The organism is Candidatus Weimeria sp. HCP3S3_B5 (assembly GCF_052064335.1).
GTDB lineage: Bacteria > Bacillota > Clostridia > Lachnospirales > Lachnospiraceae > Weimeria.
Genome location: NZ_JBQHVU010000002.1, coordinates 163,180 through 186,871, shown reverse-complemented (window position 1 = coordinate 186,871; position 23,692 = coordinate 163,180). Strand labels below are relative to the sequence as shown.

Below are 23,692 nucleotides of genomic sequence, written 5' to 3'. Positions count from 1 at the left end.
GCGGCATTACCTGTTGTTTACACTCATGTAATCCTGTTCCTTTACTGTATAATACTCTATCTGGTCAGGAGAAGCATATTTCATTCCAAGCTTTTCGGCCTTCTTCTTCACCGATGAAAGACTGGCGTCAGTGCTGATCCTTGACATAAGCGCCGAATTATCTGCCTTTAGCTGTGAAAGAGTCTCCTCATCCCTTGATATGGTCTGCATTGACTCTGTGATCCCGTTTTCCAGATAGACAAAGGCTGAAAACATTGCCATAAGCACGACCCCTATACCAAAAGAAACAGCTATCCTCTTGTTCCTGGTCTTGAGAAAGCGTGCGTTCTTATGCAGTCTTCTCCTTCTTCTCTCCCTCTCCTCAAGTATTTCCTGTCTTACATGCTCCCGATGCTCCTCCTCCGTGACGAATCCGTGAGCCTCGCTCCCTCTTTCATAATAAAATGTCTGCCTCATCAGCGACTCCCTTCACTAATGTCTGATATGATCTACTGGCTGCGATGTATCAGAGGTCTTTCTTACAAAGACCCGTAGCTTCGCGCTCTTCGACCGTTTATTCTCTTCTAATTCCGCCTCTCCAGGAAGAATTGGCTTTCTGGTAAGCTCGTATCCCTTGGAGCGTTTTCCACATACACACACCGGGAAATCCGGAGGGCAGGTACATGGATATTCTTCCTTTCTGAAATGGCTCTTTACTATCCTGTCCTCAAGCGAGTGGAAGGTAATGATAGCAAGTCTTCCATCCTCATTCAGAAGATCTATCATCTGGTCTATAGTATCACTTAGAACAGTAAGCTCACTGTTAAGCTCTATCCTTATAGCCTGAAAGGTCCTCTTGGAGGGATTTCCTCCTCTGCGCCTGAATTTCTCAGGAATGGACTCCCTTATGACCCGGTTTAAGTCTCCTGTCGTCATAAGAGGCCTTTCGGCGACTATCCTTCTGGCTATCTCCCGCGCGAATTTCTCCTCGCCGTAATCCTTTATTATCCTCGCCAGATCCTTCTCAGAATAGGTATTTAAAAGATCCGCCGCAGTAAAGTCAGAGTCCCTGTCCATCCTCATATCGAGAGCCGCGTCATCTGTCCTGTAGGAAAAGCCCCGTTCAGGTGAATCTAGCTGGTAGGACGATACTCCAAGGTCGAGAAGGATACCGTCCACCTTTTCGATACCAAGTCCAGAGAGGACAGAACAGATATCGGAGTAATTATCATGTACCAGAGTGACCCTGTCCTTATAGGGTTCTAGTCTCTGCTCCGATGCCCTTATGGCGTCCATGTCCTGATCTATGCCTATCAGTCTGCCGCCCTCTGTAAGCCTTGCTGCTATCTCGCTTGAATGTCCGGCCCCTCCAAGGGTCCCATCCACATAGATCCCGTCCGGTCTTATGTCAAGGGCTTCTATTGTCTCGCCAAGCATGACCGGGTAATGTCTGAATTCACTCATAGCATAAGCCCCAGTCCGCCGAGCTTGTCGGCAACCTGATCCATATCCTCGAAGCTATTGGCCTCTTCCCAGCGTGCCTTGTCCCAGAACTCTATGTGTCCCAGGTTTCCGGCGATCACGACCTCCTTGTTAAGGCCCGCATAGCCTCTCAGATTGGCAGGTATAAGGATCCTTCCCTGCTTGTCTATATCGCAGTCGCTGGCGCTTGAAAAGAAGAATCTTGAGAAGGCTCTTGCCTCCTTATTCGTACTGATGGTCTGCTGGAAATTTCTTCCGACCTCCTCCCACTTATCATAGGGATATCCATACAGGCAGCCGTCAAGTCCCTTGGTGATCACAAACCTCTCTCCTAAGCTTTCACGAAACTTAGCCGGGATTATCACTCTTCCCTTAGGATCGAGCGTATGGTTGTACTCACCCATGAACATGACGGTCACCTCCTTTCATGATTATCCACTCTTATGGATCCATTTCCTTACCATTCAGTCACACAATCCACCACTTCAAACCACTTTTGCAATCATAATACAGTTTTTACATAGATATTTCAACGAAAAAGTCTGTTCTATTGGCTTATTTTACTAGGGGTGGGGCAAAGTGGAGGACATTTAAGGCACCATATATGGTGGATCATGAAAACCTGTCCACAATATCGGTGATAGCAATAAAGTTTCTATGCATATTTCACAAAAATTATGTTCGGGCAGGTAAATATAGACTCTTCCATGAAAAGAGCAGATATAGTATAATATCCGGGTAACGAAAGGAGTCAGAATGTACAATGACAGCATAGCCTTTCCCCATCTTCATATATTGCTTAGGCATGTGGGAAAGCATTTAATGATCGGTAACTTCAGCATAGCCTTCTACGGCATCTGCATAGCACTCGGGATGATGCTTGCCTTTCTTTTCATAATGAGAGAGGCAAAGCGGGTCGGTATGAAGCAGGACGACTTCATGGATATGTTCGTCGCCGGTATCCTGTTCGGCATTATAGGAGCAAGAATCTATTACGTCACCTTCTCCTGGGATATGTATAAGGATGACCTGCTTCAGATCTTCAATATAAGAGGTGGCGGACTGGCTATCTACGGCGGTATCATAGGTGGCCTTATAACTGTAATCATCTGCTGTCGTATAAAAAAGCTATCATTTTTCAAATGTGCAGATATCCTCTGCTTCGGAGTGCTAATAGGCCAGATATGCGGCCGCTACGGCAATTTCTTCAACAGAGAGGCCTTCGGCAGATACACAGACAGCCTGTTTGCTATGCGACTCCCTATCGATGCCGTAAACCGCTCCTGTGATATCACGACAGAGATGATGAGAAATGCCGTAACGGTAAACGGGATAAAATGCATACAGGTCCATCCGACCTTCCTCTACGAATCAGTAATGAATCTCTGTATATTTTTCTTCCTGCTCTGGTACAGGAAGAGAAAGAAATTCGATGGTGAAATCTTCCTCTGGTATATGGCCCTTTATGGCCTTGGACGTTCCTTTATAGAAAGGCTTCGTACAGACCAGCTGATAATCCCCGGCAGCTCTGTACCGGTTTCAGCTCTGCTTGGCATCCTGCTCTTTGCAGTATGTGTCCTCTATATGTGGTTCTTTAAATATCGTAAAATGGTCCGTTCCTGGGCAGAAAAAAAGAAGGCTTAATAAGCCTTCTTTTTTTAGTCATCTGGATTTATATACATAGCATCGCCGAAACTGAAGAAACGGTATTTCTCCTTAACCGCCTCTTCATATGCCGAAAGCACATGTTCTCGTCCTGCCAGAGCTGATACCAGCATTATAAGGGTCGATTCAGGCAGATGGAAGTTAGTGATCAGTCCGTCGACTATCTTCCATTTGTATCCCGGGTAGATAAAGATCGAGGTGTCTCCCTCCTCTGCCCTCAGATGTCCGTCTTCATCTGCCGCAGTCTCTAAGGTACGGACCGATGTGGTACCAACAGCTATTATCCTGCCGCCATTTTCCCTTGTCCTGTTGATAAGGTCTGCTGTCTCCTTTGTGACGCGATACCACTCAGTATGCATCTGATGCTGCCTTACATCATCAACCTTTACCGGGCGGAAGGTGCCAAGGCCTACATGAAGGGTGACCTGGGCTATATTTACTCCCTTCTCCTTCACCCTTTCGAGAAGCTCTCTGGTGAAATGAAGCCCGGCTGTAGGCGCTGCTGCCGATCCGTCAAACCTGGCATAGACAGTATTATATCTGTCCCTGTCCTTAAGCTGATGTGTGATATATGGAGGAAGCGGCATCTCTCCCAGCCTGTCCAGTATCTCCTCAAAGATACCGTCATAGTGGAACTGGACAAGCCTGTCTCCTCCCTCGACCACATCGAGTATGGTCGCAGTAAGCGCTCCGTCTCCGAAGGTCACCTCGGCGCCCGGACGGAGCTTCTTTCCGGGACGCACAAGCGTCTCCCATATATCATTCTGTTTTCTCTTTAGAAGCAGGATCTCGACATGAGCTCCTGTCTCCTTCTTTATCCCAATAAGTCTTGCCGGAATGACTCTGGTGTTGTTGATGACCAGACAGTCTCCGGCTCTTAAATAATCGATGATCTCCGTGAAATGATGGTGGCTTACCTTGCCTGATCTTTTCCCAAGAACCATGAGCCTTGATGAGCTCCGGTCCTCAAGCGGATCCTGGGCGATAAGCTCCTTTGGGAGGTCGTAATAGTAGTCTTTAGTGCTGTAGATGTTGTTATCCATTGTTTTAGGTGTGAGGTTCGAGGTGTGAGGTCTGAGGTCTGAGGTGTGAGGTCTCACCTCCTAAGCTCCACTCCCATCTCTCCAAGCCTTGTCAGGATATCCTCCATTGCCTGGTTTACGTCCTGGTCTGAGAGTGATCTGTCCTTTGCCCTGAAGGTCAGGCGGTAGGAGATAGACTTGTATCCATCTGCTACCTGGGCGCCTTCGTAGACATCGAAGAGCTTGACTGATTCGAGATTGTCTCCACCCTCTGCAAAGAAGATCTTTTCCACATCTCCTGCAAGCGTGCTCTTTTTCATGACAAGAGACAGATCACGGGTGGATGCCGGGAAGTTGGCTATTCCGGTGTACTTCTTTTCGAAGTCAGCAAATCTCACTACATAAGGCATATCGATGACTGCCAGATAGACCCTGCCCTTGATGTCATAGTTTGCTGCTACTAGAGGATGAAGCTCTCCGAGATAGCCTATCCTCTCGCCGTCATAGATCACATCGGCACAGCGGCCCGGATGAAGATACGGTCTCTTGTTCGACGGATCATAGGTCAGGCGGTCTGTCATCCCTACCTTGTCAAGAAATTCCTCAACGACTCCCTTGATGCTGTAGAAATCCTCTCCTTCTCCATAGCAGCCGAGAGTAAACTGCATCCTCTCGTCGGGGAGCTCCGTAAGAGGCAGCTTGTCAGCTAAATAGATATTTCCAAGCTCATAGAGCCTTACATTTTCGTTCCTGCGGTTGTAGTTAGTAGACAAAGAGGTAAGGATACCATTCAACGGAAGCGTCCTCATTATTGAGAAATCCTCTCCGAGAGGATTTGAGATCTCTATTGCAGCCCTTTCAGGAGCATCATCAGGAAGAAGCAGCTTGTCAAATACCTTTCTGCTTTCGAATGAATAGCAGTATGCCTGGGAGAAGCCGCAGTACTCTGCCACATCTCTGGCTATATCCTCTATCTCCATTTTCTCAGACTTGCCTCCGGCTGTAGCCGATGTCTTCGGCAAGGTAGTCGCTATATTGGCATAGCCATAGAAACGGGCTACCTCCTCTGAAATGTCTGCAAAGGACAGAAGATCCTGTCTGAAGGTAGGGATAATAAGCTCCTTTGTGCCCTCATCATATCCCAGCTCTATCTTCTTCAGATATGAAAGCTGCTTATCAGCCGGTATATCAGTACCCAGATATGCATTGATATGGTCTGGCTCGAACTTCACTCTCCATGGAGCTACTGGCTCAGGATAGATATCAACCGTTCCCTTTACGACCTCTCCGGCTCCAAGCTCCTCGATCAGATCGCAGGCCCTGTTCATGGCCAGGATCGCATTATTAGGATCAAGTCCCTTCTCGAAGATACCTGATGCCTCTGTCCTCATGCCAAGTCTCTTGGCTGAGAGACGGATATTGGTCCCGTCAAAGCAGGCCGATTCAAACAGCATGGTCTTCACATCATCTGTGATCATGGAATTCTCTCCACCCATGATACCGGCAAGGCCTACAGCCTTATCTCCATCACAGATCTCGAGCATATCCTTATCAAGCTCATGCTCCTTTCCGTCGAGAGTCACGAAGCTTTCCTTGTCAGAAGCATTCTTTACAATGATCCTATGTCCTGCTATCGTATCCAGATCATAGGCATGCATAGGCTGGCCAAACTCCTCCATCACATAGTTTGTGATATCAACTATATTGTTGATAGGACGGATGCCCTGGCTTCTGAGCCTCTGCTGCATCCAGACAGGAGACGGTGCCAGATGGATATTCTTCACTACTCTTGCTGTGTAACGCCTGCAGAGCTCGTGATTTTCAATATCTACAGAAATATAATCATTTACATCTCCCTCGCTTCCGACCTCCTTTACTGAAGGAGGGTTGAAAGGAAGATCAAATGTAGCTGCTGCTTCACGTGCAAGACCTATGATAGAAAAGCAGTCCACCCTGTTGCTTGTGATCTCGTACTCGATCACCACATCATCAAGTCCAAGATAGGAAACCGCATCAGCTCCGACCGGTGCATCATCAGGCAGTATATACAGGCCATTTACCGGTGCATCCGGAAACATGTCCCTTGATGAGCCCAGCTCCTCTATAGAGCACATCATTCCATCTGACTCTACTCCGCGCAGCTTGCCCTTCTTTATCCTGATGCCGCCCTCTGTTCTTGTCCCGTCATGACTTCCGGCTACCCGTCCGCCGTCAAGGACTACAGGAACCTTTGCTCCTTCAGAGACGTTGGATGCTCCTGTAACGATCTGGATCTGTCCGTCTCCTACATCGACCTGACAGATGACCAGATGATCGGCATCAGGATGCTTGTCTATCTTCTTTACCTGGCCTATGACTATCTTGTCCAGATCCCTGTTCTGTATTGTATAAAACTCTACCTTTGATCCCGAAAGAGTCATTGCATCGCAGAATTCCTGCGGATCATTGGTAAGTCCCGGCACCATCGACTGGAGCCATTTTAAAGATGTTCGCATTTATCTGTTTCCTTTCATGAATAGGGATCAGGGTCCAGGGTCCAGGGGTTAGGGGGCAGGACATCTATTCCTATCCCCTATCCCCTATATCCTATCCCCTGATCAGAACTGACTCAAAAACCTTATATCATTCTCATAAAGCAGTCTCATATCATCTATCTCGTACTTAAGCAGGGCTATTCGCTCAAGGCCTACTCCAAAGGCGAAGCCTGAGTATTCCTCAGGATCTATCCCGCTCATCTTAAGTACCTTTGGATGTACCATACCGCATCCTAAGATCTCGATCCAGCCCTCTCCCTTACAGAAGCGGCAGCCCTTCCCGCCGCACTTGAAGCAGCTTACATCCATCTCCGCGGATGGCTCTGTAAACGGGAAATGATGAGGACGGAACTTGACTTTCGTGTCCTCTCCGAAAAGCTTGTGTACAAACATCTCGAGTGTTCCCTTTAGATCAGAAAAGGTGATTCCCTTATCGATGACCATTCCCTCTATCTGGTGGAAGGAAGGAGAATGTGTCGCATCGACCTCATCTGCCCTGAACACTCTTCCCGGTGCTATCATCCTGATAGGAGGCTTCTTGGCTTCCATCTGACGGACCTGGACCGGAGAGGTCTGTGTTCTTAAAAGAATATCCTTATTTATATAGAAGGTATCCTGCTCGTCCTTGGCAGGATGATTTGCCGGAATATTTAGCGCCTCGAAATTGTAGTAATCCTTTTCGATCTCAGGGCCCTCAACGACCTCAAAGCCCATTCCTATGAAGATCTTTTCCACCTCCTCAAGGGCGATCGTATTAGGATGTCTGTGACCGATCTTATTTCTCTTTGCCGGAAGAGTCACATCGATCGTCTCTCTCTTAAGCCTCTCGTCAAGAGCCTTCCTCTTCATAGAATCAAGAGCCCTGGTGATCCTCTCCTCGATTGCGCTTCTGGCCTCGTTCACCATGGCGCCGACCTTAGGACGGTCCGCAGGATCCACGTCCTTCATGCCTTTAAGGATAGCTGTAAGCTCACCCTTTTTCCCTAAGACCTTTACTCTTACGTCATTAAGGGAATCCTGGTCGGAAGCCTCCTCAATAGAGGCAAAGGCCTTCTCTCTAATCTCTTCGAGCTTTTCTTTTACCATTTCCGGTACTCCTTTTATCATCTTTTGCTTCTCATAAAAGCCACTCTATAGAATAATAGAAATAAGGCCTTTTGTCAAATTTCATGCGAAATCTTTGTGTTGATTTTTATATATGAAAAGGCTACAATTATCTTAACAGAATACTTGGGGTGTTCGATCTAACCCGTAATTTTTGAACCTACAATTACTTCAAATCGGGATCCCTATATCGCAGACACTGATGTCAGGCTTAGGTGTATGCACTTGTGCAGAGACGCTTGGCGTCCGTTAGAAGGCAGTCGTGTCTGTTGCGGTAACCCACCTGGCTGCGCGCTAGGAGTCAAGAATGCGGGCCTGCATCCTGAGTCTTCTTTAGAAAGCATATCCTCTCCTGATGGAGGGGATTTTTTATTTGCCTTTGTGCTTTACTTAATTCTCGCTTCAGTATAAAATAAATTTTGAGGAATAAAAAATGATCCAGGATATTTACCCACATAAATTCTATAACTCGTATGATCTGAGAAAAGTGCCATCCGAAAACGATCCAGTATTTGTATTCAGAGGCGATCGCGTTCTTGTGAAGAAAAATGGCTTCAGTCTGCCATCTGTAAAAGACCTGCACAGTGCAGATGACCTGATCTATCTGTTCAGGATCGACGGTGACAGTTATTATCTCAAACAGTTAGAATTCAAAGAAAAGGCTCTGACTGAAAACGACATATACCGCGAAGAAACTGATGCAGACCATCCTGTCGCTGTAAATGATGACATGGAATTCATCCGTGTGCAGTTCCTTCGTGAAGAAAAATCAGTTGAGAAATGGAGATACTTTGCTACTGTCTGTGCCTTCCATCTGTACCAGTGGTATCAGGGAAGCCGCTTCTGCGGACGCTGCGGCGCTCCGACAGTTCATTCTGAAAAAGAGAGATGCATGATCTGCCCGAAATGTGGCAATCACATCTACCCGAAGATCGTACCTGCTGTGATAGTCGGTGTCACTGATCCGGACGCGAATAAGCTCCTTGTCACAAGATATGCCGGACGCTCGATCCATTATGATGCGCTGATTGCAGGCTTTACTGAATTCGGGGAGACTCTCGAGGAAAATGTGGTAAGAGAAGTCAAGGAAGAGACTGGCCTTGCTGTCACAAATATCCGCTACTACAAATCCCAGCCGTGGGGAATGGTCTCTGATATCCTGATGGGATTTTACTGTGATGTGACGGGAAGTCGTGAGGTGACTCTCGACGGCGAGCTCGGCTCCGCCGTCTGGCTCTCCCCAGATGAGATCAAGGGACAGCCAGATGATATGTCTCTTACGAATGAGATGATGATGGTCTTTAAAGAGAAAAATGGGCGGGTATGATCATTTCACATATGAAGCACATAAAAGAACCTGTGGGTACCGACTTATAAAGTTTGAAAGTTCGTATTGACTAAGCAGATAGTTTCCGAGTAGAATATTTATACAAAAAAACAGCGGATTGCCTGCATAAAAGCAGCAGTCCGCATTTGTATTTTTATGGGAGGAAATAAGTCATGACTAATATTCTGATAAAGAAATTCATAAAAAATCCAGACGACCGCACTGCCTACGGAATGCTCGGAAGCATCACCGGGATCATCTGCAATATCTTCCTGTCAGCCATGAAGTTCATCATCGGAACTTTATCCGGTTCTGTTGCCATCACAGCCGATGCCGTAAATAACCTGTCAGACACGGCTTCATCTATCATAAGTCTCTTCAGTACAAGGATCTCTTCAAGGCCGGCCGACAAGGAGCATCCTTTCGGTCATGGCAGAATGGAATATGTAGCCACTCTGATACTTTCAATCGCTATCATAAATGTCGGGATCGAATTTTTCAAAGAATCACTTGACAGGATCATGCACCCATCCGCTCTGACTTTCAGTACTGTGACATTCATCCTGCTTATTGTATCGATCGGTGTAAAGCTGTGGATGTACTTCTTTGATAAGAGTCTCGCGAAGCCGCTGGATCTCAGTGTCCTGAACGCCGCAGCCATGGATTCACTTTTTGACGCTGTGACTACTTCAGTGACTGTCGCTTCACTTATCGTGTATGTGTTCACCGGACATAGTATAGATGGTATAGCCAGTCTCATCGTATCGGTCATCATCATATGGGAAGGGATCAGCCTGGTAAAAGATACAGTCTCACCTCTGATCGGAGGCGAGATGGACCCTGAGATAGCTGACAGGATCTCTGAAATAGTAAAGCAGGATCCTACTGTGATAGGTGTTCACGACCTCGTCATCCACAGCTATGGTCCTGAGAAGACTATGGCCACCATCCATATAGAAGTACCGAACCGGATAACGCTTGAAGAAGCCCACGCCGTAGCCGATATAGCTGAGCGAAAAGTAAGACGTGACCTCGGGATCGTGCTTGTCGCCCATGTCGACCCGGTTGAGATAAATGACAAGCGTACAAATAAAATTCGTGAACAGATCGAACATATCTTAAAAATCCTCGACCCTGCCCTTACTTTCCACGACCTGCAGGTCACTTTCGGTGAAGCCGGGACAATCGTAAGCTTCGATCTCGTAGTCCCTTACAGCTACACGACTTCTGATGAAGACCGCGTCATGAATCAGGTCATAAGCCTGCTGCGTGAATTCGACCCGAAGACTGAATGCGCTGTCACGATCGACAGAGGCGCAGTCGAAGATATCCGGACTAAATAGCAGCCTCCCTCGAGGTTGAACACACCGTTGTCATCCCAGCCGTGCTCGTCATCACCGATGAGGAGTCTCTTAGGGTCAGTGGAAAGAGTAGTCTTTCCTGTTCCTGAAAGACCGAAGAAGATAGATGTACCCTTATGTCGTTCAGGGAATCTGCATCGTTCGCTTCTTCAATGGAAGCTATGGCCTTCTGCCTTATCTCTTCGAGCTTTTCTTTAACCATCACCAGGTACTCCTTTTTTCTTTTTGGTTTTAAACCACCCTATAGGATAATCGAAAACGCCTCTGTTGTCAGATATCTGCTGGGAATTTGCTGTTGATTTTTCAAGGTATAAAGGCTAAAATAGAATTAAGCTCAGAGAGCTCGTTTTCCCGTAGTTTTTGAACCTACAATTACTTTAAATCGGGATCCCTATATAACAGGCCGGATGTCGGGCTTCGGTGTATGCACTTGTGCAGAGAAGTTCGGGTTCGCCCCGCTTCCAGTAGAGGGCTGAAGGTCTGTTGCGGCAACCCACCTGGCTGCGCGCTAGGAGTCAAGAATGCGGGCCTGCTCTCTGAGTGTTTTTTTATCTATGCTTTACTATTCGCGGCACCAATTCCGCAAAAAAATGACATGTTTTTAAATTTTTTCCCTTGTAAATGAACAGTAGAAATATTAAAATTAAATAAATCATGTACTTTACAATTTATTGACCATGTATCTGGAGGGTGAAATGGGTGATAGTCAGGTAGTTTATACCAATGATAACTGTATTGGATGCAATAAGTGTGTCAGGGTTTGTCCGTGCATAGGCGCGAATTATTCAGTAGAAAAGGACGGAGCAAACAGGATCGATGTAGATCCGGACAGGTGCGTGGCCTGCGGCTCCTGTTTCGACGCGTGCGAGCATAACGCAAGGGAATTCTATGATGATACTGATGCGTTTTTCGCAGATCTCGCTAAGGGAGAAAAGATTTCGATTCTTTTAGCACCTGCGTTCAAGGCCAATTACCCGAAAGAATATGGCCAGGTTCTCGGTGGCTTAAAAAAGCTTGGAGTAAATCATATCATCAGCGTTTCATTCGGAGCTGATATCTGTACATGGGGATACCTGAATTACATAGCAAAGCATAATTTCCTCGGCGGTATTTCTCAGCCGTGCCCGGCTTTAGTCCGCTACATTGAGCATTATGAGCCGACGCTTCTGCCAAAGCTTTTCCCTGTACAGAGTCCTATGATGTGCGCTGCTATCTATGTCAGAAAGCAGATGGGAATCACAGATAAGCTCGCCTTTATAGGCCCATGCATCGCGAAGAAGTACGAGATCACGGATCCGAACAACGGCGGCTATGTAAGCTACAATGTCACTTTTGACCACATGATGAAATATGTAAGAGAGCACGGGATCATGTCCGGCGATGCCACAGATGAGGTAGAATACGGCCTGGGTTCTATCTATCCTATGCCAGGCGGCCTTAAAGAGAATGTCTACTGGTTCCTGGGTAATAACGTGTATGTCCGCCAGATGGAGGGCGAAAAGCATCTCTATAATTTCCTCGCGAACAACAGGAAAAAAATAGCGAATGGCACCTCAAAGTATCTGTTCTACGATGTCCTGAACTGCAGCCAGGGCTGTCTGTATGGAACAGGCTGCGAAGCTGACAAGGCAGAGGACGACGATGTGTACAGTTCCCTTCTGGATATCAGGGAGGATTCAAAGAAGGACAAAAAGACAGCCTGGGGGCAGAAAGCTGTCTCCTGCACAGAGGTTAAAGAAATTTAACGAGCAGTTCAAAAACCTCGACCTGAATGATTACCTGAGAAAATACACTGACCGTTCGGCAGAGGCAGCATTCAGAATCCCTACAGAAGCAGAGCGTAACGATATCTATAACGACATGCAAAAAACCACAACAGAAAGCCGCCAGATAAACTGCTCCTGCTGTGGATATGATACCTGTGAAAAAATGGCCGACGCCATCTACAATGGCTTCAACCGCAAGGAAAACTGTGTCTTCTACACAAAGCAGCTGGTAGAAAAGGGCAGAGAAAAAGCTTCGGCTCTTGCCAAAGAGGTTACTGAAGAGAAAAATACGATCTCAGCCCAGAATGATAAGATCCAGACAACCATCACAGATATCAATGATGAGTTCGATAAGCTCTACCAGGCCATCGACAATATGTCTGCCGGAAATGACAACAACGCTCAGAAGAGCACCGAAATCTCCTCGGATATGGTCGATGTCAGCAAATTCTGCGACAGCCTCGTAACCTCAATGAACGAGATCAACACCATCTTTGATGAGCTTGAAAAGAACAATGCTGAGGTAGTAGACATAGCAAAGCAGACCAACCTGCTCGCGTTAAACGCCAGCATAGAGGCAGCCAGGGCCGGTGATGCAGGAAGAGGCTTTGCTGTCGTCGCGGAGCAGATCAATTCTCTCGCCACTGAATCCTCTGACACCGCAAACAAGAGCAATGAGAGCCAGTCCAGGGCAATAGATTCCGTTAGCAGGCTGACTCAGGACGCGCAGAATCTTCAGGAAACTATAAATGGCGTAAATGACAAGACTACAGATCTGGCAGCAGCCGCTCAGCAGATAGCGGCTTCAGTACAGACGCTTCTCGAAACTGCGGCACAGATCAAGGATAAGCTTGAAGAGCTTTCAACACTCTGATAAAAACAGAACGCTCCGCTGCGGGGTTTCCCTCACAGCGGAGTTTTTCTCTCTTAGATCTTCGCCAGCGGTACCTTCTTTGTGGGCGCCGGAAAGGCTTCGTTTATTTTTATTTCAGGACAGAAACGGTCTTTGGGCGCAAAAAAAGGACCGCCAGAATTATCTGGCGGTCCCGGATCATTATAGTAAGGAGGTTCTGTTCGCTAAGTTCATGCATCGCCTACGGCTCGCATTCACTAATCTCACAGAACGGCCTCGCTTATGATTCGAACTTCGCTATCGCTTGTTCTAATCTACAAGCTTTCGGTCAGTCAATCTGTCGGAACCTCGAAGTCGAAGTAAGGAATCTTCTTTGTAGGAGCCTTGTCAACGTCACCGCTCTGGATAGCAGTGATGCCTCTCTCTGTTCCATGAAAAAAGGGACAGGTCCATTTTTCATCTTTTTTATCTGATTTAGTCTAAAAATCATCCCCTCCTTTAGGAGGGGATTTTTTCACATATGCAGTACATGTATCAACATAAACCATGCCAGACTGTAGTAGGTCACCACTCCGACGAGGTCTGTAATCGTCGTGATGAGCGGCCCGGATGCTACTGCCGGGTCTATTTTTATCTTTTTAAAGAAGATAGGTACTCCGGTTCCGACAAGGCTTGAGATCGTCATCGCCACGATAAGGGAGATACCGATGCAGGCGGAAACTGCAAATGCCATCGGCGCCGGATATTTACGTATCAGCATGATATAGGCGCCTATCGTACCCAGTGCCAGAATGCCCAGCACTGCTCCATTTAGAAAGCCTACCCTCATCTCCTTGAAAACAAGTCCTGCCTTCTGCTTCCCTGTAAGCTTCTCATCCATCAGCACCCTGATCGTCACGGCAAGCGACTGCGTGCCGACATTTCCCGACATATCAAGTATCATCGACTGGAATGCCATAATCATCGTAAGCTTCGCTACCACCTGCTCATACATACCGACTACCGATGATACTATAAGCCCCAGATACATCAGAAGCATCAGCCATGGCAGGCGCTTCTTCATGCTAAGCTTCACCGGTTCCTCCAGATCCTCCTCTGCCGAGAGTCCGCCGAGCTTTGCATAGTCCTCGTTCATCTCGTCATCCATAGTCTCCATGACGTCCTGCAGTGTTACAACTCCCAGGATATGATTATCATCAGAGAGGACTGGAATCGATTCCTCTGAATAGTCCTTTAAGGTAGGCAGGCAATCCTCTATTTTCTCATCTGCGTACACATACGGATAGGTCGTCGAGACGATTTCCTCAAGTGGTGTTTTCTGCCTGGCTACAATCAGATCCTTTAGATCCAGGGCCCCGTCATAGACGCCATGTTCATCCAGGATGTAGATGACCGATACATTATCATGCTCTGCCGCCTGAGATACCACAGACTTCATAGCTTCCTGTATCGTGAGTGAATTTCCTACAGTCACGAAGTTCGTAGTCATTCGGCTTCCGATAGTATCCTCATCGTATGCCGCAAGAGCCATGATATCCTTCTTCGCATCGGAATCCATCAACTCTATAAAGGCTCTGCTCTGCTTCGGATCTGACGCTTTTAGAAGATCTACCGCATCATCCGGTTCCATCCTCTCGAGTACCTGAGCCGCTTTCTTTGGATCCAGCTCTCCGATATACTTCAGGGCATCCTCGTCCGCATACTCGAACACCTCAGACAGGGTGTCGATATCAAGCAGCCGGTAGATGATGCCTCTTTCCTTCTCGGACATCCCACTCATCGCCGCTGCTATATCTCCGGCATGGAAGTCCTTCAGGTCTTCTGACTTTACCTTCGGCGACGAGTTGCTTCGTACAATCTTTAGAATCTTCTCCCCGAACACTGTAGAAGAATTGACATCATTCATCACTATGCACCTCCTGTCTGCCAACAGTCTATCACAAAGATGAAAAAAGGGACAGGTCCATTTTTCATCTTTTTATCTGAGTTTCTGAATCACTCCGCGGCTTATTCCGGTATGCCGCTCTATCTGCTTTATAGTAAGGCCTCCCGACCTGAGCTGTGAGATTGCAGCGTTTCTTCTTTTCTTATCATATGCTTTTACCTCATTGCCTGAGACAACCCCCAGAATCTCTCTTATCCTTCGCTCCACCCACTGATCATCATGAATATAGCCTGTGTACTCCAGGCAGTCATCTTCATTTGAAGCTGCTATAAAACTCTCATATGCATCAGGACCGCCTATGATCCTCTCTATCTCTGACGTGTCTATAAACCCGTCCCGGCCGCCGTACAGGCCGTAGCTGCTCCATTCGTATTCTGATGCAGCGCAGATACCTGCTTTGGACGGATTATTCAGGATGTAGCGAAAAACTGTCACGAGGTATCTGTCATTCTCGACCACCTCACTCAGAAAACGGTTCTGGAAGAGATGCCCCGTCCTGTCGTATTTGTTGTTAAAATACATTGAATAACATCCTCCTATTTTTTGCATCACCAATGAGATTGCGTCCGTTCTGTCATAAATGAGCAGGTGGACATGGTTCTCCATAAGACAATAGCATACAAGGCTCTGACCCGATGCTGTGATGTATTTTTTCATGATATTGATGAAAAAAAATCTGTCTGATCTGTCTTCGAAAATGATCTGCTTTGCGACCCCTCTTAGGATCACATGATAGTACCCTGTACTGCTTTTTTGTCTGGCTATCCTTGACATAGCACTCTCCCCTCCTCAATGCTTGATTAAAGACTCCACCCATCCATCTGATAAAAAGATGAAAAATGGACCTGTTCCTTTTTCATCATAGTATGTAGAGGGAAGTATGTCAAGAAAAAAAACAGAGACCCACGTGGGGTCTCTGCTGCGATCTTATTGTTCGAAAAAGATGAAAAATGGACCTGTCCCTTTTTTCATCAGTCGAGGTGAGGGCCTGCTGGAACAAGTGCCTTGCCGGCGTCGTTGCCTTCATACTTCTTGAAGTTCTTGATGAATCTCTGTGCGAGGTCCTTAGCCTTCTCATCCCACTCAGATGCATCCTTGTAAGTATCACGAGGATCGAGGATAGCCGGGTCTACGCCTGGAAGCTCTGTCGGAACCTCGAAGTCGAAGTAAGGAATCTTCTTAGTAGGAGCCTTGTCAACATCACCGTTCTGGATAGCTGTGATGATGCCTCTGGTATCCTTGATAGAAATTCTCTTTCCAGTTCCGTTCCATCCTGTATTAACAAGATAAGCCTTAGCGCCGCTCTTGTTCATCTTCTTGACGAGCTCTTCAGCGTACTTTGTAGGATGAAGCTCGAGGAAGGCCTGTCCGAAGCAAGCTGAGAATGTAGGAGTAGGCTCAGTAATTCCTCTCTCTGTTCCGGCAAGCTTTGCAGTAAATCCTGAAAGGAAGTAATACTTGGTCTGCTCAGGTGTAAGGATAGATACAGGAGGAAGTACTCCAAATGCATCTGCTGAAAGGAAGATAACGTTCTCTGCAGCCGGTCCGTGAGAGATAGGCTTAACGATCTTCTCGATATGGTAGATAGGATAAGAAACTCTTGTATTCTCTGTTACAGACTTATCGCTGAAGTCAAGCTTTCCTGAAGCATCATCTACAGTAACGTTCTCGAGAAGTGCGTCTCTCTTGATAGCTCCGTAGATATCAGGCTCAGCATCCTTATCCAGGTCGATAACCTTTGCGTAGCAGCCTCCCTCGAGGTTGAATACTCCGTTATCGTCCCAGCCGTGCTCGTCATCACCGATCAGAAGTCTCTTAGGATCAGTTGAAAGTGTGGTCTTTCCTGTTCCTGAAAGTCCGAAGAAGATAGATGTATGCTCGCCGTTGTAATCTGTGTTTGCTGAGCAGTGCATTGAAGCTATGCCCTTCAGAGGAAGGTAATAGTTCATCATTGAGAACATGCCCTTCTTCATCTCGCCGCCGTACCAGGTATTGATGATGACCTGCTCATGGCTTGTGATGTTGAATACTACAGCTGTCTCTGAGTTAAGACCAAGCTCTTTGTAGTTCTCAACCTTTGCCTTTGAAGCGTTGTATACGATGAAATCAGGCTTGAAGTTTGCCTGCTCTTCTTCTGTAGGACGGATGAACATGTTCTTAACGAAATGAGCCTGCCATGCGACCTCCATTATGAAACGTACAGCCATCCTTGTATCCTTGTTGGCACCGCAGAAACCATCGATGACATAAAGCTTCTTATTGGAGAGCTCCTTCTTGGCGATATCCTTTACAGCTGTCCATGCTTCCTTAGAAGCAGCATGGTTATCATTAGGATACTCAGGAGTATTCCACCATACTGTGTCCTTGGAATTCTCATCCATTACTATGAACTTGTCCTTAGGAGAACGTCCGGTGTAGATTCCTGTGAATACGTCAACAGCTCCAAGCTCAGTCTTGTGGCCAACCTCATACCCTTCAAGAGAAGAGTCCGTCTCAAGCTTGTACAGATCCTCGTATGAAGGATTGTACACTATATCGGTTGTGCCTGTGATTCCGTACTGTGTCAGATCAATGTTAGCCATTAAAATAACCTCTTTCGTGAATTGTTTTTAATCAGGTACCGGATTACATTATACCTTATTCAGGAAAAATATCAATAACAAACCTTACATAAATACCAGGGATCTACGGTCAAATCTTGTAAAAGTTTTGTAAAAATGATAGAATATAATAGATTTTTTATAAATATCAAGTCAAGAAAGCGAGGTAGACATGCCATCGAGCTACAGTAAGATTACACCCGAGATAGAAAAACTCGCAAGCCTCACGAAGGAAGCTTCTTATGTTAAGCCGGAGCTTTATACTGAGTACGGGGTCAAAAGAGGTCTTCGTGACCTTAACGGAAAGGGAGTCCTTGTAGGAATCACAAATATTTCCGAGGTCAATTCCCAGAGAGTCATAGACGGGAAGAACGTACCTATACCGGGTGAGCTCTATTACAGAGGCATCAATGTTTCAGATATAGTAAAGAACATAAAGCCGGATAATCATTTCGGATTCGAGGAGATTACCTATCTGCTGCTTTTTGGCGAACTGCCCACAAGAGACCAGCTAAAGGATTTCATAAAGCTTCTTTCATCATACCGTTCTCTCCCGAAGAATTTCGTCAGAGACTCCATCCTTAAGAAGCCATCGAGCGATATGATGAATTCTCTGGCCAGATCAGTCCTTGCTCTTTATTCATACGATGACAATCCTGATGATATCTCAGAGGCGAATGTACTCAGGCAGTGCCTACAGCTTATTGCCATGTTCCCACTGCTTTCTGTATACGGATACCAGGCCTACAGATACTATGACAAGGGCGATTCACTTATCATCCACAGACCAAAGAAGGAATACTCGACAGCTGAGAATATACTCCACTGCCTGAGGGATGATTCAAGCTTCACCCCTCTCGAGGCCAAGCTTCTCGACGTAGCCCTTATCCTTCATGCTGAGCACGGCGGAGGAAATAACTCTACATTTACGACTCATCTGGTATCATCGTCAGGGACAGATACATATTCGGCAATAGCTGCGGCCTTAGGCTCCCTCAAGGGACCACGTCACGGCGGAGCCAATATCAAGGTCGTAAAGATGTTTGCCGACCTGAAGAAAAACGTAAAGGACTGGACAGACGAGGAGGAGGTCGGAGCATATCTGCGTGCCCTTCTCCATAAGGAGGCCTTCGATCATGCCGGTCTTATCTATGGTATAGGCCATGCCGTTTACTCCATTTCTGACCCGCGTGCAGTGATCTTCCAGGGCTATGTAGAACAGCTTGCTGAGGCAAAGGGCTACGAAAAAGAATACGCCCTTTACTCTCTTGTCGAGAGACTGGCTCCGCAGATTATCTCAGAGGAGAGGAAGATGTACAAGGGAGTAAGCCCTAACGTTGACTTCTTCAGCGGATTTGTTTATCAGATGCTGGGTCTGCCTATGGAGCTTTTCACACCTATATTTGCGATCGCCCGTATCGCAGGCTGGTCGGCTCACAGGATGGAGGAGATCTGCCACCACGACAAGATCATGAGACCTGCATATATGACTGTAAAGGAGCACAGGAAGTATATTCCTATTGACGAAAGGCAGGCATGATGAAGAATTTCAATATAATGCTGATCTTTGACCTTATCATTGCTGTTGTAGGCATTTATCTGCTCTATTCCTGCTATCTGATGAAGAAGAAGGGGGAGATCCCCTCCTCCTTCATTGCCGAGGATATGATGAAAAGATGTGAGGACAAGGCCGGCTACATAAGCTATATGCTTCCAAGGGCCCTTCTGTTCGGAGCAGGAAGCCTTATTAGCGGCCTGCTCTGTTTCCTTGCTGATCTGGGTCTGCTTCCTCTCGGGAAAAAGGGCGGGAGCATCTTCGGTATCGTGATGCTTGTTTTTTTCCTGATCATCTGGCTTGTCTTTTCTGCCTCAATGAAAAATGCCAGGATAAAATACTTTGCATCTGACATAAGTATGTAATATAATAATGCTATCAGGTTACCAGATAAGAAGGACAATGTCATGAAGAAAAATGCGAAGATATTAATTGGAGATGATTCTATCCTGGCAAGAAAGCAGCTCAAGGATGTCATCTCTGAATACATGGAGGAACCTGTTTTCATCGAGGCAGCTAATGGGAAAGAGGTCATGGAAAAATACGACAGTGAACGTCCTGACCTGACCTTTCTTGACATAGTCATGCCTGAGCGCGACGGGATTCTCGCTACGATCGAACTCACTAAGAAATACAGTGATGCAAAGATAGTCATAGTTTCATCAGTCGGGACAAAGAACCAGCTCCGGGCAGCAATAGAGGCCGGAGCGCTCGACTTCGTCCAGAAGCCTGCAAGAGGCGACCTTATGAAGCAGATATTAGAGAAGTATCTGGGGGACAATTAATGTACGCACAGTTTTTTGGAAGCTACCTGTTAAGCAGAAATGCAGTCACTCCTGTTGAACTTAAGGAGGCCATCTCCCATCTGTCTGACTCGCACCTTCGTCTTGGCACGATCGCTATGAGCAAGGGCTACATGACAGCTAAGGAGGTCGATGAGGTATGCTTCCTCCAGACAAGAGAGGACAAGCACTTTGGTGAGATAGCAGTTGAAAGGAATTATCTGTTCGACGATCAGCTGAATGAGCTTCTCAAGTCCCAGAATCCTGACTATCTGCTGCTCGGGCAGAATCTCGTGGATATGGGAGTGCTTACCAACGAAAGGCTAGAGACCCTTCTGGCTGGCTATCAGAAGGAAAACCAGATCGATCCGGCTGCCGGAGGTGACGACATACCTGAGCAGACAACGGAGCTTGTAAGGAATTTCTTCTTCACATCAGGCAGGACACTGTCTGATCTGATGGTCACCTATATGAATCTGATATTCAATAATCTGGTCAGATTCATAGGAGGAGATTTCACTCCTCTTTCTCCTGCATTCGTTTCCGAATATGACACCAACTGTGCCGTGATCCAGAGGCTTACAGGAGTCCTCCCCCTCCATTCAGGCATAGACATGGATAAGGAGGCAGCCATCGAGTTCGCCAGCCGCTATGCCCAGATGGAGTTTAATGAGTTTGACGAATATGTACAGGCCTCACTTGAGGATTTCCTTAATCTTCACAATGGTCTATTCTCAGTCAATATGTCTAATACCTCATCAAAGGAGGCTGAGCTGGCTCCTCCTGAGTTCACCGAAAACAGGTCCGTAGAGCTGTCCTCAAATGCATTTGTGGTGCCAGTCATATATCCGTTCGGTACAGTATATCTGATACTTAGTCCAGACAACTAAAAAGGCCCCTTCGGAATTATCCGAAGGGGCTTTTTATTATACTTCAGATCTTTAAGAATCCCTTTACAACAGAAGGCATCTCGTCGACCTCACATGTGGTCTTATGACGGACTGGAGCAGTCTTTATCTCCTCAATTGCCTCCGGAACCTTAACTCCTGAAACAGCTGAGAGATCATCGGTAAGCTCTATATCGCTCTTGTCCGGATCATCATGACCGATAGAGCGCATAACAGTACGAGTAAACTTATAAGGACTTGCAGTCGATGCGATGACTACAGGCTTGTCATCTCCTGTATCAGATAAGAATTTCTGATAGACAGCGCTTGCAACTGCAGTATGAGGATCTAAGACATAGCCTGTATCCTCGAATACTCTCCTGATCTCCTGCTCTGTCTCCTTCTGGTCTGCGAAATTGCCGTAGAAATCGGAAAGCTTCTCCTTCATGGCAGGCGTGATCGTATATTTCCCGTCCTCTCTAAGCTCCCTCATAAGCTCGCTGTCAGTACCGTCATCACAGTCAGCTATACGATAGATAAGTCTCTCAAGATTCGATGAGATCAGTATATCCATTGATGGAGAACTGGTCAGATGGAACTCCCTGTTCCTGTCATAGGTACCTGTCGTGAAGAAATCATAAAGAACCTTGTTCTCATTCGATGCACAGATCAGACGGTCAACAGGAAGCCCCATCTGCTTTGCATAGTAGCAGGCAAGTATATTCCCAAAGTTTCCTGTAGGGACAGTGACATTTATCTTATCGCCTGCGCTTATCTTCCCTTCCTTTACAAGGCGGGTGTAAGCGTATACATAGTAAACTATCTGAGGAACAAGTCTTCCTATATTGATGGAATTTGCAGACGAGAACTGGTAGCCGGCCTTATCAAGCTCTGCCTTAAGAGAAGCATCCCCGAACATCTTCTTTACACCTGTCTGGGCCTGGTCAAAATTACCATTGATCCCTACAACGAATGTATTGTCACCCTTCTGGGTAACCATCTGTCTCTTCTGGATGTCGGAAACCCCGTCCTTAGGAAAGAAGACTATGATCCTTGTCCCCGGGACATCAGCAAAGCCGGCGAGAGCAGCCTTTCCGGTATCTCCTGAGGTAGCTGTAAGAATGACTATTTCGTTCGTGATATTGTTCTTCCTTGCAGCAGTAGTCATAAGATAAGGAAGGATAGAAAGAGCCATATCCTTGAACGCTATCGTCTTTCCGTGGTAAAGCTCAAGATAGTAGGCACCATCGGCGTATGAAAGTGGTGCTATCTGCTCTGTGTCAAACTTGCTGTCATATGCGCCGTCTATACAGCTCTTAAGCTCATCATCAGTGAAATCTGAAAGCATGAGTTTCATGACCTCGAAGGCAACCTGCTTGTAATCCATACTAGCAAGCTCTGTAAGCGAGCGTGAAAGCTTTGGGATAGATGTAGGCACATAAAGTCCTCCGTCCAAAGCAAGGCCTCTTAGGATAGCCTCTGACGCGCTTACCCTGTCACTGTTGTCTCTGGTGCTTACGTATTCTACGTTCATTTAATAACTCCTGTTTCTAAATAATCTATTGCTTTTTCCAAAAAGGAAGAGAATATACTCTTACCTTGTAGTATCCATCAGATGGTCTATAGGAAGGAAATCCGGAAGACCGTCCCTGTACTCGATCTCCACCTCTCCCTGGATGAGAGGAGACAGATAGTCTGTCATCTTTTCTGTTACATCGTTGCCGCTTTCGCTTATATAGTCCCTCGGAACCATCCTGACTCCGTTTGCGACCTCTTGGACCGGAACAGATGAATATACTGGCTTGTAGTCGCTTGCATCTGCTCTTTCTATTACTACCATTCGTCCGCTCTGTCCCTTGTCCGCAAGTCCCACAGCGACCTGGCCCATCTTATAAGCCTCATCAAGGTCTGTCTTTGAGGCTAAGTGAATGCCGCACCTCTCAGGAATATTGAGCTCGACGCTACGGATCTTGGTCCCTAAGGCATTGCTTAGTATATGTTCTATTGCCTTTCCTGTGCCCGAGAGCATCTTGTGACCGAACTTGTCCTCCTTGGCATCGGCAGAGGCTATGTATTCTCCTGAGCTATCCCTTATGCCCTCTGAAACCGCTATCAGAACAGAATTGCGATGCTTCAGAAGACTTCTGGTATCAGCAATGCACTGCTCCACCGAGAAGGGGACCTCTGGCAGATAGATAAGCTGGGGAGCATCGACTCCGTTTCCTCTGGCAAGAGCCGAGGCAGCTGTAAGCCAGCCTGAATCCCTGCCCATGATCTCTACTATGGTAATGCTCTTCACCGGATAGATCATGGTGTCATAGGCCATCTCCCTGACAGTTGTGGCCACATACTTGGCAGCTGAGCCGAAGCCCGGAGTATGGTCTGTAGCAAGCAGATCATTGTCTATGGTCTTTGGGATGCCTATAACGCTGATACCGGCATTTTTGCTGCCAAAATATGCAGACAACTTGGCTATCGTATCCATTGAGTCATTGCCACCTATACCGAAGAAGGCAGTGATATCAAGACTTTTAAAAAATGCATACAGGGCGTCATAGATAGCCGGCTCCATCTTCGGATCAGGCATCCTCATCCTGCATGATCCAAGATACATGGCTGGCGTATGGGACAGCCTTCTTTGGAAGTTATCATCCTTTTTTGCTATCTCAGTGATATCTATCACATTCTGTGAAAGCACACCGACAATTCCATTTACAGCTCCATAGACATGGCTATATCCAGCCTCGATTGCGCCCTTTACCACTCCTGCAAGAGAGGAGTTGATCGCAGACGTCGGACCGCCTGACTGGATTATGATACAGTTCTTCAC

Annotated in this window: 20 protein-coding genes and 1 pseudogene; 9 read left to right on the top strand and 12 right to left on the bottom strand. The window is 46.7% G+C overall.

Features of this window, described 5'->3' with window-relative positions; all coding sequences use genetic code 11:
- Positions 1–6: 6 nt before the first annotated feature.
- Genes ACTNCK_RS02110 through mraZ form a run of 3 tightly spaced genes read right to left on the bottom strand, consistent with a single transcriptional unit; the run spans position 7 to position 1,871 of the window.
- Complete coding sequence (locus ACTNCK_RS02110; RefSeq protein ID WP_441080698.1) at positions 7–456, bottom strand: hypothetical protein; 450 nt, start codon at positions 454–456, stop codon at positions 7–9.
- Positions 457–471: 15 nt separating this feature from the next.
- Entirely contained in the window at positions 472–1,443 is a 972-nt protein-coding gene (gene rsmH / locus ACTNCK_RS02105; protein WP_441080697.1) for a 16S rRNA (cytosine(1402)-N(4))-methyltransferase RsmH, read from the bottom strand.
- Entirely contained in the window at positions 1,440–1,871 is a 432-nt protein-coding gene (gene mraZ, locus ACTNCK_RS02100) for a division/cell wall cluster transcriptional repressor MraZ (RefSeq protein WP_441080695.1), read from the bottom strand. The genes rsmH and mraZ overlap by 4 nt, the downstream gene beginning before the upstream one ends.
- Before the next feature lie 412 nt (positions 1,872–2,283).
- Here mraZ and lgt point away from each other — a divergent pair, with 412 nt between their 5' ends.
- The gene (gene lgt, locus ACTNCK_RS02095) at positions 2,284–3,105 is read left to right on the top strand and encodes a prolipoprotein diacylglyceryl transferase (RefSeq protein ID WP_441080694.1); all 822 of its coding nucleotides are present in this window, start codon (positions 2,284–2,286) and stop codon (positions 3,103–3,105) included.
- 14 nt (positions 3,106–3,119) lie between these two features.
- Here lgt and queA read toward each other — a convergent pair whose 3' ends face one another.
- The 3 genes from queA to pheS all read right to left on the bottom strand — a co-directional run bounded on the left by queA (position 3,120) and on the right by pheS (position 7,768).
- Positions 3,120–4,169 carry a tRNA preQ1(34) S-adenosylmethionine ribosyltransferase-isomerase QueA gene (queA, locus tag ACTNCK_RS02090; protein ID WP_441080693.1) on the bottom strand — a complete coding sequence of 350 codons (1,050 nt, stop codon included), beginning with the start codon at positions 4,167–4,169 and terminating at the stop codon, positions 3,120–3,122.
- A gap of 53 nt (positions 4,170–4,222) precedes the next feature.
- The gene (pheT, locus tag ACTNCK_RS02085; protein ID WP_441080692.1) at positions 4,223–6,643 is read right to left on the bottom strand and encodes a phenylalanine--tRNA ligase subunit beta; all 2,421 of its coding nucleotides are present in this window, start codon (positions 6,641–6,643) and stop codon (positions 4,223–4,225) included.
- Between the two features lie 102 nt (positions 6,644–6,745).
- The gene (pheS, locus tag ACTNCK_RS02080) at positions 6,746–7,768 is read right to left on the bottom strand and encodes a phenylalanine--tRNA ligase subunit alpha (protein ID WP_441080691.1); all 1,023 of its coding nucleotides are present in this window, start codon (positions 7,766–7,768) and stop codon (positions 6,746–6,748) included.
- A gap of 451 nt (positions 7,769–8,219) precedes the next feature.
- Here pheS and ACTNCK_RS02075 point away from each other — a divergent pair, with 451 nt between their 5' ends.
- Positions 8,220–9,113 carry an NAD(+) diphosphatase gene (locus ACTNCK_RS02075; protein WP_441080689.1) on the top strand — a complete coding sequence of 298 codons (894 nt, stop codon included), beginning with the start codon at positions 8,220–8,222 and terminating at the stop codon, positions 9,111–9,113.
- A 173-nt stretch (positions 9,114–9,286) separates the two neighbouring features.
- Positions 9,287–10,456: a cation diffusion facilitator family transporter gene (locus tag ACTNCK_RS02070; RefSeq protein WP_441080688.1), complete on the top strand. Its 1,170-nt coding sequence runs from the start codon at positions 9,287–9,289 to the stop codon at positions 10,454–10,456.
- On the opposite strand, the pseudogene ACTNCK_RS02065 reads toward ACTNCK_RS02070, so the two are convergent.
- Positions 10,453–10,590: pseudogene (locus tag ACTNCK_RS02065) on the bottom strand (phosphoenolpyruvate carboxykinase (ATP)); the annotation flags it as partial. The gene ACTNCK_RS02070 and the pseudogene ACTNCK_RS02065 sit on opposite strands and share 4 nt — an antisense overlap.
- Positions 10,591–11,169: 579 nt before the next feature.
- Here ACTNCK_RS02065 and ACTNCK_RS02060 point away from each other — a divergent pair.
- A complete protein-coding gene (locus ACTNCK_RS02060) occupies positions 11,170–12,219 on the top strand; it encodes a [Fe-Fe] hydrogenase large subunit C-terminal domain-containing protein (RefSeq protein WP_441080687.1) in 1,050 nt (349 codons plus the stop codon).
- Positions 12,116–13,114: a methyl-accepting chemotaxis protein gene (locus tag ACTNCK_RS02055; protein WP_441080686.1), complete on the top strand. Its 999-nt coding sequence runs from the start codon at positions 12,116–12,118 to the stop codon at positions 13,112–13,114. The genes ACTNCK_RS02060 and ACTNCK_RS02055 overlap by 104 nt, the downstream gene beginning before the upstream one ends.
- Before the next feature lie 493 nt (positions 13,115–13,607).
- On the opposite strand, the gene mgtE is transcribed toward ACTNCK_RS02055, so the two are convergent.
- The 3 genes from mgtE to pckA form a co-directional block, all read right to left on the bottom strand.
- Positions 13,608–14,999 (bottom strand): magnesium transporter, encoded by a 1,392-nt coding sequence (gene mgtE, locus ACTNCK_RS02050; RefSeq protein ID WP_441080685.1) that lies wholly within the window; start codon positions 14,997–14,999, stop codon positions 13,608–13,610.
- Positions 15,000–15,071: 72 nt separating this feature from the next.
- Positions 15,072–15,812, bottom strand: a complete 741-nt coding sequence (locus tag ACTNCK_RS02045) for a transposase (RefSeq protein WP_441080684.1) — start codon at positions 15,810–15,812, stop codon at positions 15,072–15,074.
- A 197-nt stretch (positions 15,813–16,009) separates the two neighbouring features.
- Positions 16,010–17,620, bottom strand: coding sequence for a phosphoenolpyruvate carboxykinase (ATP) (pckA, locus tag ACTNCK_RS02040; protein ID WP_441080683.1), 1,611 nt, complete (start codon positions 17,618–17,620; stop codon positions 16,010–16,012).
- Between the two features lie 190 nt (positions 17,621–17,810).
- Between pckA and ACTNCK_RS02035 the strand changes: the two genes are divergently transcribed.
- The 4 genes from ACTNCK_RS02035 to ACTNCK_RS02020 are packed head-to-tail and all read left to right on the top strand — an operon-like array spanning position 17,811 to position 20,865.
- A complete protein-coding gene (locus tag ACTNCK_RS02035) occupies positions 17,811–19,178 on the top strand; it encodes a citrate/2-methylcitrate synthase (RefSeq protein WP_441080682.1) in 1,368 nt (455 codons plus the stop codon).
- Positions 19,175–19,558, top strand: a complete 384-nt coding sequence (locus tag ACTNCK_RS02030) for a hypothetical protein (protein WP_441080681.1) — start codon at positions 19,175–19,177, stop codon at positions 19,556–19,558. The genes ACTNCK_RS02035 and ACTNCK_RS02030 overlap by 4 nt, the downstream gene beginning before the upstream one ends.
- 42 nt (positions 19,559–19,600) lie before the next feature.
- Positions 19,601–19,978 carry a response regulator gene (locus ACTNCK_RS02025; protein ID WP_441080680.1) on the top strand — a complete coding sequence of 126 codons (378 nt, stop codon included), beginning with the start codon at positions 19,601–19,603 and terminating at the stop codon, positions 19,976–19,978.
- A complete protein-coding gene (locus ACTNCK_RS02020) occupies positions 19,978–20,865 on the top strand; it encodes a chemotaxis protein CheX (RefSeq protein ID WP_441080679.1) in 888 nt (295 codons plus the stop codon). The genes ACTNCK_RS02025 and ACTNCK_RS02020 overlap by 1 nt, the downstream gene beginning before the upstream one ends.
- A gap of 43 nt (positions 20,866–20,908) precedes the next feature.
- Here the strand turns inward: ACTNCK_RS02020 and thrC are convergent, their stop codons facing one another.
- Positions 20,909–22,396 carry a threonine synthase gene (gene thrC, locus ACTNCK_RS02015; protein WP_441080678.1) on the bottom strand — a complete coding sequence of 496 codons (1,488 nt, stop codon included), beginning with the start codon at positions 22,394–22,396 and terminating at the stop codon, positions 20,909–20,911.
- A 60-nt stretch (positions 22,397–22,456) separates the two neighbouring features.
- Entirely contained in the window at positions 22,457–23,692 is a 1,236-nt protein-coding gene (locus ACTNCK_RS02010; RefSeq protein WP_441080677.1) for a 6-phosphofructokinase, read from the bottom strand.